Source organism: Streptomyces sp. NPDC002867, from assembly GCF_053591895.1.
This window is the reverse complement of the sequence record NZ_JBSFUR010000017.1, coordinates 1-13,925: the sequence shown is the minus strand read 5'-3', so window position 1 is coordinate 13,925 and position 13,925 is coordinate 1. Positions and strand designations below refer to the sequence as shown.

Here is a 13,925-nt window from a genome sequence, read left to right as displayed (position 1 = left end):
TGTCTCCAGATCGTGGTCAGCGTCGGACGGTGCGGCGGCGGAGCCGGGCCGTGGCCCCGGACAGCAGCGCGGTGGTCCCGTCCAGCCGCAGGGGCCGGGCGAGCAGGACGAGGACGGCCGCGATCGCGAGGACGCCCGCGGCGGTGGCGGCGAGCGCGCCGGCCGGGGCGGCCCAGCGGGCGGCGAGATGAGCGGCGGCCGTGGCGAGCGCGGCGGCGGCGAGCAGCCGCAGCTGCCCGCGCAGCGTCGCCGAACGCCACAGGGCGCCGCTGCCGCCCGCGAGCCTGCGGTGCAGGACGTACGCCGTGACGGCCCAGCCCGTGAACAGGGCCAGCGAGTACGCCCCGGCGATACCGGTGACGGCCCAGCGCGCGGGCAGCAGGGCGTACGCGGTCGCGGACAGTGCCGCGTTGAGCCCGGCGATCACGAGGTTGAGGAGGAAGGGGGTGCGGGTGTCGGACAGGGCATAGAAGGCGCGCGAGAGGACGTACTGGCCGGAGAAGGCGACGAGTCCGGGCGCGAACGCCATGAGGATGCCCGCCATGACGGCGGTGTCGTCGGCCTCGACGGCGCCGTACTGGAAGACGAGCGTCATCACGGGCCCCGCGAGGGCGAGCAGCGCGCACGCGGCGGGGACGATCAGGGCGGCGCTGGTGCGCAGCGCGTACGCGACGTCCCGGCGCACGGCGGCGGTGTCGCCGTCGGCGGCGGAGCCGCTCATACGGGGCATGAGCGCGGTCACGAGGGAGACGGTGACGATGCCGTGCGGCACGGCCCACAGCATGTAGGCGTTGTTGTACGCGCTGAACCCGGCGCCGTCGATGTGCGCGGCGGTGGCCCGCGCGCCGGCGGCGGTGGCGAGTCTGGTGGTGACCCAGTACGCGGCCTGATTGGTCAGCACGAGCAGGACGAGCCAGCCCGCGGAGCGCAGGGGGCGGGTGAGTCCGCTGCCGCGCCAGTCGAAGCGGGGGCGGAACCGGAACCGGGCGGCGCGCAGGAACGGCAGCAGGGCGAGCGCCTGGACGGCGATGCCCGCGGTGGTGCCCCAGCCGAGGAGGGCGGTCTCGGCGGGGGTCAGCGTGCCGCCGTCGCCGGCCGCGAGGTACAGGCCGAAGACGGCGATGACGACGAGGTTGTTGAGGACGGGCGTCCACATCATGGCGCCGAACCGGCCGCGGGCGTTGAGCACCTGCCCGAGCAGGGTGAACACGCCGAGGAAGAAGATCTGCGGCAGGCAGTACCGGGCGAACGCGACGGTCATGGCCGCCTGTTCGCCGCGGTAGTCCGTGTACGCGTCGACGATCGCGGGTGCGGCCCACACGGCGGCGGCGGTGAGGCCGAGCAGGGCGAGCACGCAGACGGTGAGCAGCCGGTCGGTGTAGGCGGCGCCGCCGTCGGGATGCTCTTTGGCGGCCTTGACGAGCTCGGGCACGAAGACGGCGTTGAGGGCGCCGCCGAGGAGGAGCATGTAGACGATGGTGGGGACGGAGTTGCCGACGGCGTACCCGTCGGCGGCGGCCCCGACCCCGAGCCCGGCGGCGACGACGGCGGACCGCACGAACCCGGTGGCCCGCGACACGACGGACCCGGCGGCCATGACGGCACCGCTGCGCGCGGCGGACGCCGTCGCGTCGGCGGCAGGCGCGGTCTCGGAGGCCGCGGAGCCGGCCGGACCGGCCGGGTCGCGGGCTTCAAGGCCAACGGCCCCCGAGGCGGCCGGTCCCGCCGGCACGGCGGGCACGCGCCCGGCGTCGGCACCCGCCCCGGCGGAAGCGAAAGCGTCCCGGAACGGCTCCGGGACGGCGGCGGCCGCAGCGCGGCCCGGCACGGCCGGAACCTCCGCCCCGGCGGAGCCGGCCGAGTCGCCCGGAACGGCCGGGCCGCCGAGCGGCGCGGCGCGGCCCGGCGCAGTCGGAACTCCCGTCTCCTCGGCCCGGTCGCCGGTCTCAAGGCTGACAGGCCCCGAGGCGGCCGGTCCCGCCGGCACGGCGGGCACGCGCCCGGCGCCGGCACCCGCCCCGGTGGAGCCGGCCGAGTCGGCCGGAACAGCCGGGCCGCCGAGCGGCGCGGCGGCAGCCGCTCCCGGCGGCACGGCTCGGGTCACCGGGGCCGAGGGTGCGGCGTGGCCCGGCGCGGGCACGTGGGCGGCGGACATGCGCGCGTCGCGCGTCATCGGCGGGCCAGGTACGCCTGGAACGCCCGGTACAGCGCGTGGTTGGCGGTGCCGTCCAACGGTCTCTCCCATTCCCCCAGGGTCTCGACGACCTCTCCCCCGGTGCCGAGCTTCCAGCGCAGCAGTCCGTACCCGCGGTCGCCGGGGTCGAGGGTGGAGGGTACCCCGCGCATGTCGTAGACGTCCGCGCCGAGAGCGTGGGCGTCCTGCATCATGCGCCACTGCAACAGGTTGGACGGCCGCACCTCACGGCGGTGGTCGGCCGACGCACCGGTCTGGTACCAGATGCGGCGGCCCACCCTGATCATGGTGTGCGCGGCGAGGATCTCCCCCTGGTGCCGGGCCAGGTACAGCGTCATCCGCCCCGGTTCCTCGGCGTTGAGCGCCGCGTACTGGCGCTCGTAGTACGCGAGCGAGCGGCCGAGCCGGAAGCCGTCGCGCTCCTCGGTGATCCGCAGCAGCCGGTAGAACTCGGGCAGGTCCGCCGCGCTGCCGACCACCGTCTCGACGCCCGCCTTCCGCGCCCGCCGCACATTGCGCCGCCACTCCTGGTTCAGGCCGGACCACAGGTCCTCGACGGTCCGCCCGACGAGCGGCACGCGGAACACGTACCGGGGCTGCGCGTCCCCGTCCTCCTCGCCCCCGCACCTGTGCCAGCCGCGGGCGCGCAGCCGTTCGGCGACAGCCGTCCCCAGCGGGTCGACCTCGCGGGCGAGCACGTCCGCGAGCCGCCGGTCCGCCCCCGCGGCCGCCTTGAGCCGCGCGGCGTCCCAGCTGCGGTGGCCCGGCGACGGACCGATCCGTACGGCGAACGCGCCCGCGGTGCGCAGCAGCCTCAGCAACGGGGTGAGCCAGGCGTCCATGCCGGGATCGGCCCAGTCGGCGACGGGCCCCTCGGGCAGGTACGCGAAGAACTTGCGCGTGCCCGGGAGTTGGCGCAGCAGCACCAGAGCCACTCCACTGAGCTCCCCCGCCTCAGGCCGTGGCCCCCAGCCGACGAGCAGCGAACGCCATCCCTCCTTCACCTCGGCCCAGGACGGGCACTGGAGGAAGCCGGGCCCGAGGGCAATCCCGGCACGGGACGCGAGGAAGACGCGGTAAGCCTCTTCGGTGATGGGACCGAGCGGTGTTTCCTGGCCGCGGTCGGCCGGCACGAGCAGCGCAGACACGGTGTGGGACCTCCCTGTGGTCGCGGAATGCCGTGGATGCTCACAGCCGTCCGTGACCGGTCCACGCGGTGAATGTGACCGGACGATGACCGTTCGACCCCAACCGCCGTCACACGGCCCTACAGCCCTTCACCTGCTATTTCTCCGTCCTACGCTCGTCGCATCCCACCTCATTCCGCGACGACGGAGGACCCGCCCATGCCTGCGCCCATGACTGTGAGAAGCGCACCCGCTCGCCGTATACGCGTGCGCGTCGTGGCGGCCGCCGTGCTGCTGGCCCCGCTCGCCGCCTGCTCCCCCGGCTCCACGGACGCGCCGGCCGACGACGCCAAGACCGGGGCCCGCGCCGCCGACGACCGTCCGGCGACCGTGACGGTGTCCCCGAGCGGGCGCGCGGTCCGGGCCGGGCAGCCGGTGAAGGTGACCGCCTCGGGCGGCACGCTCGCCTCCGTCACGGTTACCGACACCGAGGGCCGCACGCTGAAGGGCTCGGGGGACACCGGCAGTTGGCAGTCCGACCGCAAGGCCGTCCCCGGCGCCACGTACACGGTGAAGGCCACGACCCGTACCGCGAGCGGCACGGAGCGCACCACGTCCACGTCGTTCACGACCGCCCCGGCCGGCAAGGTCAACAAGGTGGACTGGCGGCCCGGCGCGGGCGCCACCGTCGGCGTCGCCCAGCCCCTGTCCCTGGTCTTCGACAACCGGGTGACCGAAAAGGCGGAGGTGGAGCGGCAGTTGAGGGTCAGCACCTCCGACGGCACCGAGGGCTCCTGGGGCTGGATGAAGGACTGGTCGGGCCGCGACAGGGTCGACTGGCGGCCGAAGGCGTACTGGAAGCCCGGCACGAAGGTCACCCTGGAGGCCCGGCTGAACGGCACCGACTCGGGCACGGGCGGAGGCTGGTTCGTCCGCGACTACGCGACGTCGTTCACGATCGGCGCCCGCCAGATCGTCGAAGTCGACCTCGATCGACGCAGGTTGACGCTGGAGCGGGACGGCCGGACCGTGCGGACCATACCCGTCTCCGGCGGAACTCCCGGCGGCGACAAGCGCTCCTGGCGCGGCACGGCGGTGCTGATGTCGAAGGAGGGAACGATCAACATGAACTCCGAGACGGTCGGCCTCGCGGACGCCTACGACAAGATGGTCGACTACTCGATGCGCCTGACCTGGTCGGGTATGTACGCGCACGCGGCGCCGTGGAACGACAAGTGGATGGGCAAGGCCAACAGGAGCTCCGGCTGCATCGGCATGAGCGACGCGAACGCCGCCTGGTTCTACGCCCAGGTCCGCCCCGGCGACCCGTTCGAGATCACGGGCAAGGACACCAAGGGCGTCCCCGCGCCCGGCAACGGCTTCGGCGCGTGGAACCTCTCCTGGGAGGAGTGGAGGGCAAAGAGCGCTCTGCACACGCCAGTTGTGTGATTCGCGTCACCACGCTGCGACAGCACGGTTACGCTCGGCTACGTACCGGAAACCGGAGGTGCCGACCGTGGCCAACGTCCAGTCACTCGACCCCAGCGCATCCCCGTTGGACTACTACGGCTGGGAACTGCGCCGCCAGAGAGAGGCCCACGGCCTCAAGCAGAGCCAGCTCGGCGACATCATCTACTGCACGGGCTCGCTGATCGGCCAGATCGAGACCACGAAGAAGGTCCCCACCCGCGACTTCTCGGAACGGGTGGACGCGGCGCTCGGGACGGACGGGGTGTTCTCGCGCCTGATCGGCCTGGTGCTGCGCAGCCAACTGCCCAACTGGTTCCAGCCGTACGCGGAGATGGAGGCGAAGGCGGCGTACATCTCCGCGTACCAGGCGCAGCTGGTGTACGGGCTGCTGCAGACGGAGGAGTACGCGCGGGCGGTACTGGCCACGGGCATGCCCGATGACCTGGAGGGCCTGCTGGCGGCCCGGATGGAGCGCCAGCGCATTCTGGAGCGGGAACGGCCGCCGCTGGCCTGGGCGATCCTGGACGAGGCCGTGCTGCACCGGCCGATCGGCGGCCGCGCGGTGATGCGCGCGCAACTGGCCCGCCTGTTGGAGTTCACGGGCCACAGGTGGATGCGCATCCAGGTGCTGCCGTACGCAGCGGGTGAACACACCAGCCTGGACGGAGCATTTACCACCATGCGCTTCGACACCGACCCGGACATCATCTACACCGAGGACCTCATCTCCGGCCATATGACGGCCAACCCCGAAACCATCAGGGAAGCCGCGCGCCGTTACGCTCACCTTCAGGCCGCCGCCCTCTCCGTCGAGGACTCGGCGGCACTGATCGCCCGCGTGATGGAGGAGCGCTATGGAGACCGGCCCGAGCAAGGTGCAGTGGCGTAAGTCCAGTTACAGCGGCAGCACTGGCGGCGAATGCGTCGAGTGCACCGTCACCGGCGGCGCCACGTGGCGGACGTCCTCGTACAGCGGCACCAACGGGGGCGAGTGCGTCGAGGTCGCCGACGGCTGCCCCGACGGCGCCGTCCCCGTCCGGGACAGCAAGAACCCGGACGGTCCGGTGGTCGTCGTCGGCGCAGGCGCGTGGCGGGCGTTCGTGGACGGCCTGCGGTAGCGCCGCCACGACCGCGGCCGGCCGCGCGTTCAGCCGGTCCGGTCCGGGCAGAGCGCGGCGAGCACCTCGCGGGCGCGGGCCCGGAGCCGTTCGTCGGCGCGGACGATCTCGCTCTCGACACCCGACCGGATCACCCGCAGGTCCCGTTCCGCGAGGTCCGTCAGCCGGCGCACGTGATCGGCCGACAACGCGTCGGCGCCCAGGGCGAGCAGGGCGTCGCACGCCTCCAGCGCGCCCGCCTCCTGCTCGGCGGAGGACAGCACGGTGTCAGCCAGGGCCGGGCGGTCGAGGGTGTCCGGGCCGGCGACGGCCGCCAGGGCGAGCACGGCCGCCGGCGCCTGTGCGGGTTCGTCGAGCAGCGCTGTGAGCCGGGGCACCAGGGGCCGGCCGGCCGGGCCGAGCAGCGCGGCCGCGCGGGCGGCGCGTATCGCGGTCCAGCGGAACCAGTACTCACCGGACGCCCGGGCGAACACCGAGTCCAGCACGGCGACCACGGTCTCGGCGTCCCCGGTGATCCGCCACAGGGCGTCGGCCAGCGCCACGTCCGCGTCGAGCACGGGCGAGGTGTCATGGGCGTCCGCGCCGCTGAGGGCTCCGCGCAGTGCGTCCGCCAACCCCGTTGCCGCCGCACCCAGCCGGCCCGCCACCTGGGCCGCCCAGGCCGCGTCGCCTGATGCGTCCGAGAGCTCCTTGGCGAGCCTCGCCAGGAGAACGTCTGTCTCACCGGTCAGTTCGAAGTGGGCCTCCGCCACCGGGAGCGGCCCGTCGGGGGCCTGCGCCCGCAACGCCTCGGCCGCACGCCGACGTTCGCCGGGCGGGCACTCGGCGGCGATCGCGGCGACGGCCGGGGCCGCCGGCAGCGGGAACCGGGTGAGCAGTTCGTACAGCTCGGGCAGCGCGTCGGCGGCCCGTCCGCCCCACTGCCGCAGCAGGCGCATCAGTTGGATGGGCTCGTTCCCGGTGAGGTCGTCCTCCGCCAGCCTGGCCCGGACCGCGGTCAACAGCTCGGGGTGGAACGGGAAGGGCACGTCTTGCGGTGCCCGGAACCCGGCGGCGGCGTCCAGGCCCCAGGGGCGCTTCCCGAGGCCGCGGGCGAGCAGCGGAGCCGCCCGGTCCGGCGCCACCAGGGCAAGCACGCCGAGCGCGCGGTCCGCGAGATCGTCGTCGTGGCCGGCTTCCGCGAGTTGGACCAGGGCAGGCGCGGCCTCCGCCGCGATCGGTCCCAGCTTCCCGAGCAGGGACAGCACGCCCCGCGCGTCGCCCGCCGTGACCAGCGGCAGCAGTGCGGGCAGCAGCCGCTCCGGGGCGCTGCGGGACATCTGGCAGGCCCGGCCGGCGGCCCACGCGGCTTCGGCCCGCACATCGGCCCGTTCGTCCCGCAGGGCGGCGTCGAGCAGGTCCCCGGCCGCCGTGGTGTCCGCGTCGGTCCCCCGCCGCAGCAGCTCCTCGACGACGGCGCACAACGGCTCAGCCCGGTCCAGGTCGAGCCGTTCCCGGCCGAGCGGGCTCGCGGGCAGCGACAACAGCATCGCCCGGTGGTGTGCGGCGTCCCACGCCTCGCCCGCGTCCAGGCGGGCGAACACGGCGGCGAGCCGCAGGTGCGCGGGCTGTTCCGGCCCAAGGGCCGCCTGCGCGAGGGTGGCACCGGCCGCCGGGTCCAGCCCTGCGATGGCGCCGAGGAGTTCGGCCCGCACGAGCGGTTCGCGCTCCGTGTCCCACCGGCCCAGCAGCGCGGGCAGCACCGTGTGGGAAGCCCGCGTCTGCGCAACGGCCCACACCGCGGCCTGACGCACCGCGGGATCGGGATCATCCAACGTCGGCGTGATCAGTGGCAGTTGCGCGGTGACGGCCTTGCGCACGGTGCCCGGTTCCACCCCGTACTCGTCGTCGCTCCCGGCCATGTCGCCGAGCAGCCTCAGCAGATCGGCGGACTTGTGGCCGGCCGCCGCGATCCGGGCGAGGAAGGGCGCCACGTCGGCAGTGGCCGCGTAGACGGTCCCCTGGTGCAGGACGCTGCCGTAGAGCTCCGACACCGCTTCGTCCGCGGCTTCCTCGTCGTCCCCGGCGAGCGCCCGCAGCAGCTCCGGCAGGTCCTCGGCACTGCCGTAGGCATGGGTGGTGTCGGCCCATGGGTGTGTGTCGAGACCGTCGAGTGCGTGTGCGAGATCCATGCGCGGATCATGGCAGGCAGGTCCGACACCCGGCTGCCCTCGCCGTGCGGGACGCGCGGGCCGGGCCGGACCGGACCCGTCAGCCGGCGGCCATCTCCCACATCAGCACCTCCGCCGCCCCCTCGGCCACGATCTCCAGCCCCTCCGCGTCCGTGATCCGTGCCGCGTCCCCCGGACCCAACTCCTCGCCGCCGAGCGCCACTTCGTCCCGCACCACATGCACGTACACGAACGGCGCGTCGGGGACGGCGGTGCGCTCGCCGGGAGCGAGGCGGCGTACGTGGAGCATCGCCCCGGCCTCGGGGAGCGCGTACGGGGTGGAGTCGGCGATGCCGCGCACGATCTCGTACGACGGTTCGCCGCCCGGGTCCTTCGGCGCGAGCCACATCTGCACGAAGACCAGCGGGTCCGGCCCGTCGTTGCGTTCCACGTGCCGGACGCCGCCCGCCGAGCTGAGGCGCTGGACGTCGCCGGGACGCACGAGGGTGGCGTGGCCCGCGGAGTCGCGGTGGGTCAGCTCGCCCTCGACGACCCAGGTGACGATCTCGGTGTGGCTGTGCGGGTGCTCGTCGAACCCGGCGCCGGGCGCGAGGCGCTCCTCGTTGCAGGCGAGGATCGCGCCGAAGCGCAGATTGTCGGGGTCGTAGTGGCGCCCGAAGGAGAAGGCGTGCAGGGACTCGATCCCGGCCGCCGGGTCGCCGCCCGGGTAGCGGTCGGCGGAGCGCCGGATGGAGGTCCGGATGGCAGTCACGCGGACCACCGTAGCGGGGCCGCCGCAGTACACGCCGTGATGAGGGAACCCCGGCACTTAGACCACGCGTCCTGATAAGGCAGTCTTGTCCCCGTGCCCGAACCTGCAGCGAACTCCTCCCATCCGCACTCCGCCACCCTGCGGCGCCTTGAGCAGTCGTCCGGCCGGCTGGCCGCGAACGCCATCGCCCGCATGGACGAGTCGCTGCCCTGGTACCGGGCCATGCCCCCGGAGAACCGGTCCTGGATCGGACTGGTCGCGCAGGCCGGCATCGCCGCGTTCACGGAGTGGTTCCGGCACCCGGAGACCCCGCAGGCGATCTCGACCGACGTCTTCGGCACGGCCCCGCGTGAGCTGACCCGGGCGATCACGCTGCGCCAGACCGTGGAGATGGTGCGCACCACCATCGAGGTCATGGAGGCGGCGATCGAGGAGGTCGCGGCCCCCGGCGACGAGTCGGTGCTGCGCGAGGCGCTGCTGGTGTACGCGCGGGAGATCGCGTTCGCCACGGCTCAGGTGTACGCGCAGGCCGCCGAGGCGCGGGGCGCCTGGGACGCCCGGCTCGAATCCCTCGTCGTGAACGCGGTGCTGTCCGGGGAGGCCGACGAGGGCGCGGTGTCCCGGGCCGCCGCGCTCGGCTGGAACTCGCCCGAGCACGTGTGCGTGATTCTCGGCACCGCGCCCGACGGGGACAGCGAGCTGACGGTGGAGGCGATCCGCAGGGCCGCGCGGCACGCCAAGCTGCAGGTGCTGACCGGTGTGCTCGGTGACCGGCTCGTCGTGATCGCGGGCGGCAGCGACAATCCGCTGCACGTCGCCAAGGCGCTGATCGGCCCGTACGCGGCCGGGCCCGTGGTCGCGGGCCCCATCGTGCCCGACCTGCTGGCCGCGACCCGGTCCGCGCAGGCCGCCGCCGCGGGCCTCAAGGCGTGTTCCGCCTGGCAGGACGCGCCGAGGCCGGTTCTCGCGGACGATCTGCTGCCGGAGCGCGCGATCGCCTCGGACCCTGCGGCGCGTGAGCAGTTGGTGGAGGAGATCTACAGACCGCTGGAGGAGGCGGGCTCGGCGCTGCTGGAGACTCTGAGTGTCTATCTGGAGCAGGCCAGCAGCCTCGAAGGCGCCGCGCGGATGCTGTTCGTCCATCCCAACACCGTGCGCTACCGGCTCCGACGTGTGACGGACGTCACCGGTTGGTCACCCTCTGATGTCCGCTCGGCGTTCACTCTGCGGATCGCCCTGATTCTCGGGCGTCTGGCCGACGGGGACAGCCAGCCATAGACTTTTGTGGAACACCGACAATTCCCCTGACGGTTCTTCGTCCCTGTCCCCACGGGCGGGTACGGCCGTCCACAAGAGAGAGTGTGAGGGTGCTCGTACTCGTCGCTCCCGGCCAAGGCGCCCAGACGCCCGGCTTCCTGACTCCCTGGCTCGAACTCCCCGGCGCCGCCGACCGCATCGCGGCCTGGTCCGACGCCATCGGGCTCGACCTTGCCCACTACGGCACGAAGGCGGACGCGGACGAGATCCGCGACACGGCCGTGGCCCAGCCGCTGCTCGTCGCCGCCGGACTGCTGTCCGCCTCGGCGCTCGGGGACGTCGCCCCCGGCGCGGTCGCCGGCCACAGCGTCGGCGAGATCACCGCGGCCGCGTTCGCCCGTGTCGTCGACGAGACCGCAGCGCTGCGTCTCGTGCGCGCCCGGGGCCTCGCGATGGCCGAGGCCGCCGCGGTCACCGAGACCGGCATGTCGGCGCTGCTCGGCGGCGACCCCGAGGTGACGGTCCCGCACCTGGAGAAGCTCGGTCTGACCCCTGCGAACGTGAACGGCGCCGGCCAGATCGTGGCCGCGGGCACGACGGAGCAGCTGGCCGCGCTGGAGGCGGACAAGCCGGAAGGCGTCCGCAAGGTCGTGGCGCTGAAGGTGGCCGGTGCGTTCCACACCCACCACATGGCGCCCGCGGTCGCCAAGCTGGAGGCGGCCGCGCAGGAGCTCTCCCCGGCCGACCCGGCCTTCCCCTACGTCTCCAACAAGGACGGGCGGACCGTCGACACCGGTGCCGAGGTCGTCTCGCGCCTGGTCGGCCAGGTCGCCAACCCGGTGCGCTGGGACCTGTGCATGGAGACGTTCGCGGACCTCGGGGCGACCGCCCTCATCGAGGTGTGCCCCGGCGGCACCCTCACCGGTCTCGCCAAGCGCGCCCTCAAGGGTGTCCAGACGCTCGCGCTGAAGACCCCCGACGACCTCGACGCGGCCCGCACGCTCGTCGCCGAGCACTCAGCAGCCTGACAAGGAGCCGTAGCGCATGTCGAAGATCAAGCCCAGCAAGGGTGCCCCGTACGCACGCATCATGGGCGTCGGCGGCTACCGTCCGACCCGGGTCGTGCCCAACGAGGTGATCCTCGAGACGATCGACTCGTCGGACGAGTGGATCCGCTCGCGCTCGGGCATCGCCACGCGCCACTGGGCCTCCCCCGAGGAGACCGTGACCGCGATGTCGGTCGAGGCGTCCGGCAAGGCGATCGCCGACGCGGGGATCACCCCGGAGCAGATCGGCGGCGTGATCGTCTCCACCGTGTCGCACTTCAAGCAGACCCCGGCCGTCGCCACGGAGATCGCGGACCGGATCGGTGCGGTCAAGCCGGCGGCGTTCGACATCTCCGCGGGCTGCGCGGGCTTCGGCTACGGCCTCACCCTCGCCAAGGGCATGATCGTGGAAGGCTCCGCCGAGTACGTGCTCGTGATCGGCGTGGAGCGCCTCAGCGACCTCACCGACCTGGAGGACCGTGCGACGGCCTTCCTGTTCGGCGACGGCGCCGGCGCGGTCGTCGTGGGCCCCGCGAACGAGCCGGCGATCGGCCCGACCGTGTGGGGCTCGGAGGGCGACAAGTCCGAGACCATCAAGCAGACCGTGCCGTGGACGGACTACCGCGAGGGGTCCGTCGAAAAGTTCCCCGCCATCACGCAGGAGGGCCAGGCGGTGTTCCGCTGGGCCGTCTTCGAGATGGCGAAGGTCGCCCAGCAGGCGCTCGACGCGGCCGGCATCTCGGTGGCCGACCTGGACGTCTTCATCCCGCACCAGGCCAATATGCGGATCATCGACTCGATGGTGAAGACGCTGAAGCTGCCGGAGCACGTCACGGTCGCCCGTGACGTGGAGACCACCGGCAACACCTCGGCCGCCTCGATCCCGCTCGCCATGGAGCGGCTCCTGGCGACCGGACAGGCGAAGAGCGGCGACACCGCGCTCGTCATCGGCTTCGGGGCGGGTCTCGTCTACGCCGCGACGGTCGTTACCCTCCCCTAGGCACCCGTACGGATCTTCCGGACGGCTACAGCCACACCCTCTGATACACACCGAAGGAGCGCCAACATGGCCGCCACGCAGGAAGAGATCGTCGAAGGTCTCGCCGAGATCGTCAACGAGATCGCCGGTATCCCCACCGAGGACGTCCAGCTGGACAAGTCCTTCACCGACGACCTGGACGTCGACTCGCTGTCCATGGTCGAGGTCGTCGTCGCCGCCGAAGAGCGCTTCGACGTCAAGATCCCGGACGAGGACGTCAAGAACCTGAAGACCGTCGGCGACGCCGCGGACTACATCCTCAAGCACCAGGCCTGAGACTGACGCGCTCGTCGCCGCCCAGCGGTGGCGCCGTGCACATTCCGCACCCCCTACACGTGGAGAAAGAATTCCTGTGAACTCGACCAATCGCACCGTGGTCGTCACCGGTATCGGCGCAACCACACCGTTGGGTGGCGACAGCGCATCGACCTGGGAGGGCCTGATCGCCGGGCGCTCCGGAGTGCAGCTCCTGGAGGGCGAGCGCTTCGCCGACCTCCCGGTGCGCATCGCCGCCGCGGCCGCGGTCGACCCGGGCGAGGTCCTGCCCCGCCCGCTGGCCCGCAAGCTGGACCGCTCCGCGCAGTTCGCCGTGATCGCGGCGCGCGAGGCGTGGGCCGACGCCGGCTTCACCTCCCCCGCGGGCGAGGACGCCGCCGTCGCGCCGGCCCGGCTGGGCACCGTGATCGCCTCCGGCATCGGTGGCGTCACGACGCTGCTCGACCAGTACGACGTGCTCAAGGAGAAGGGCGTACGCCGCGTCTCCCCGCACACCGTCCCCATGCTGATGCCGAACAGCCCCTCCGCGAACGTCGGCCTGGAGGTGAACGCCCAGGCGGGCGTCCACACCCCGGTCTCGGCGTGCGCGTCGGGCGCGGAGGCGATCGGTTACGCCGTCGAGATGATCCGTACCGGCCGTGCCGACGTGGTCGTCGCGGGCGGCACCGAGGCGGCCATCCACCCGCTGCCGATCGCCGCGTTCGCCAACATGATGGCGATGTCCAAGAACAACGACGAGCCGACGAAGGCCTCGCGCCCGTACGACACGGCCCGGGACGGTTTCGTCCTCGGCGAGGGCGCGGGCGTCGTGATCCTCGAGTCGGCCGAGCACGCGGCCGCACGCGGCGCGAAGGTGTACTGCGAGGTGCTGGGCCAGGGTCTGTCCGCGGACAGCCACCACATCGCGCAGCCGGAGCCGACGGGCCGCGGTATCGCCGCCGCGCTGCGGAACCTGCTGGAGACGACGGACCTCAAGCCGTCCGAGGTCGTGCACCTGAACGCGCACGCCACCTCGACGCCGCAGGGTGACGTCGCGGAGATCAAGGCGCTGCGGTCGGTCCTCGGCGACGACCTCGACCACGTCGCGGTCTCCGCCACGAAGTCGATGACGGGTCACCTGCTGGGTGGCGCGGGCGGTATCGAGACGGTGGCGACCGTGCTCGCGCTGCACCACCGCACTGCCCCGCCGACGATCAACGTCGACGACCTGGACGAGAGCGTGGACGCGGACATCGTCCGCGGCGAGCCGCGGGCGCTGCCGGAGGGCACGATCGCGGCGATCAACAACTCGTTCGGCTTCGGCGGCCACAACGTGGTGCTGGCGTTCCGCACGGTGTGACGCGCACAGCGCACATGCTTCGGGCCCGCCCCCTGTTGGGGGCGGGCCTCGGCATTTCCCCACCCCGCCCTCCCCCTACGGCCTGGCGGCCGTGGGAGGTGCCCCCATCCCGTAACCGGGGGCTCCGCCCCCGGACC

At 73.1% G+C, this 13,925-nt stretch carries 12 protein-coding genes; 8 read left to right on the top strand and 4 right to left on the bottom strand.

The window, feature by feature from the left end:
* Nucleotides 1–16: 16 nt before the first annotated feature.
* Nucleotides 17–1,597 carry a murein biosynthesis integral membrane protein MurJ gene (murJ, locus tag ACWD0A_RS18115; protein ID WP_451299408.1) on the bottom strand — a complete coding sequence of 527 codons (1,581 nt, stop codon included), beginning with the start codon at nt 1,595–1,597 and terminating at the stop codon, nt 17–19.
* Nucleotides 1,598–2,169: 572 nt separating this feature from the next.
* Nucleotides 2,170–3,342, bottom strand: a complete 1,173-nt coding sequence (locus ACWD0A_RS18110; RefSeq protein ID WP_451299196.1) for a lipid II:glycine glycyltransferase FemX — start codon at nt 3,340–3,342, stop codon at nt 2,170–2,172.
* A gap of 210 nt (nt 3,343–3,552) precedes the next feature.
* Here ACWD0A_RS18110 and ACWD0A_RS18105 point away from each other — a divergent pair, with 210 nt between their 5' ends.
* The 3 genes from ACWD0A_RS18105 (at nt 3,553) to ACWD0A_RS18095 (ending at nt 5,909) form a co-directional block, all read left to right on the top strand.
* Nucleotides 3,553–4,770, top strand: a complete 1,218-nt coding sequence (locus ACWD0A_RS18105; RefSeq protein ID WP_451299194.1) for an Ig-like domain-containing protein — start codon at nt 3,553–3,555, stop codon at nt 4,768–4,770.
* Nucleotides 4,771–4,837: 67 nt separating this feature from the next.
* Entirely contained in the window at nt 4,838–5,680 is an 843-nt protein-coding gene (locus ACWD0A_RS18100; protein ID WP_451299192.1) for a helix-turn-helix domain-containing protein, read from the top strand.
* A complete protein-coding gene (locus ACWD0A_RS18095; protein WP_451299190.1) occupies nt 5,646–5,909 on the top strand; it encodes a DUF397 domain-containing protein in 264 nt (87 codons plus the stop codon). Before ACWD0A_RS18100 ends, ACWD0A_RS18095 begins: the two co-directional genes overlap by 35 nt.
* A 29-nt stretch (nt 5,910–5,938) precedes the next feature.
* On the opposite strand, the gene ACWD0A_RS18090 is transcribed toward ACWD0A_RS18095, so the two are convergent.
* Nucleotides 5,939–8,080 carry a HEAT repeat domain-containing protein gene (locus ACWD0A_RS18090; protein ID WP_451299188.1) on the bottom strand — a complete coding sequence of 714 codons (2,142 nt, stop codon included), beginning with the start codon at nt 8,078–8,080 and terminating at the stop codon, nt 5,939–5,941.
* A 79-nt stretch (nt 8,081–8,159) separates the two neighbouring features.
* The gene (locus ACWD0A_RS18085) at nt 8,160–8,831 is read right to left on the bottom strand and encodes a pirin family protein (protein ID WP_451299186.1); all 672 of its coding nucleotides are present in this window, start codon (nt 8,829–8,831) and stop codon (nt 8,160–8,162) included.
* 93 nt (nt 8,832–8,924) lie between these two features.
* Here ACWD0A_RS18085 and ACWD0A_RS18080 point away from each other — a divergent pair, with 93 nt between their 5' ends.
* The 5 genes from ACWD0A_RS18080 (at nt 8,925) to ACWD0A_RS18060 (ending at nt 13,788) form a co-directional block, all read left to right on the top strand.
* Nucleotides 8,925–10,109, top strand: a complete 1,185-nt coding sequence (locus ACWD0A_RS18080; RefSeq protein ID WP_177153422.1) for a PucR family transcriptional regulator — start codon at nt 8,925–8,927, stop codon at nt 10,107–10,109.
* A gap of 89 nt (nt 10,110–10,198) precedes the next feature.
* Nucleotides 10,199–11,116 carry an ACP S-malonyltransferase gene (locus ACWD0A_RS18075; RefSeq protein WP_451299184.1) on the top strand — a complete coding sequence of 306 codons (918 nt, stop codon included), beginning with the start codon at nt 10,199–10,201 and terminating at the stop codon, nt 11,114–11,116.
* A gap of 16 nt (nt 11,117–11,132) precedes the next feature.
* The gene (locus ACWD0A_RS18070; RefSeq protein ID WP_451299182.1) at nt 11,133–12,134 is read left to right on the top strand and encodes a beta-ketoacyl-ACP synthase 3; all 1,002 of its coding nucleotides are present in this window, start codon (nt 11,133–11,135) and stop codon (nt 12,132–12,134) included.
* A 66-nt stretch (nt 12,135–12,200) separates the two neighbouring features.
* Nucleotides 12,201–12,449 carry an acyl carrier protein gene (locus ACWD0A_RS18065; protein WP_010987188.1) on the top strand — a complete coding sequence of 83 codons (249 nt, stop codon included), beginning with the start codon at nt 12,201–12,203 and terminating at the stop codon, nt 12,447–12,449.
* A 76-nt stretch (nt 12,450–12,525) separates the two neighbouring features.
* The gene (locus ACWD0A_RS18060; protein WP_451299180.1) at nt 12,526–13,788 is read left to right on the top strand and encodes a beta-ketoacyl-[acyl-carrier-protein] synthase family protein; all 1,263 of its coding nucleotides are present in this window, start codon (nt 12,526–12,528) and stop codon (nt 13,786–13,788) included.
* The last annotated feature ends 137 nt before the right edge of the window (nt 13,789–13,925 follow it).

Excerpts from the sequence above, each read along its gene's own strand:
- ACWD0A_RS18095 (WP_451299190.1), top strand. The coding sequence starts at position 5,646 with ATGGAGACCGGCCCGAGCAAGGTGCAGTGGCGTAAGTCCAGTTACAGC.
- ACWD0A_RS18070 (WP_451299182.1), top strand. The coding sequence starts at position 11,133 with ATGTCGAAGATCAAGCCCAGCAAGGGTGCCCCGTACGCACGCATCATG.
- ACWD0A_RS18105 (WP_451299194.1), top strand. The coding sequence starts at position 3,553 with ATGACTGTGAGAAGCGCACCCGCTCGCCGTATACGCGTGCGCGTCGTG.
- murJ (WP_451299408.1), bottom strand. The coding sequence starts at position 1,597 with ATGGCCGCCGGGTCCGTCGTGTCGCGGGCCACCGGGTTCGTGCGGTCC.
- ACWD0A_RS18065 (WP_010987188.1), top strand. The coding sequence starts at position 12,201 with ATGGCCGCCACGCAGGAAGAGATCGTCGAAGGTCTCGCCGAGATCGTC.
- ACWD0A_RS18090 (WP_451299188.1), bottom strand. The coding sequence starts at position 8,080 with ATGGATCTCGCACACGCACTCGACGGTCTCGACACACACCCATGGGCC.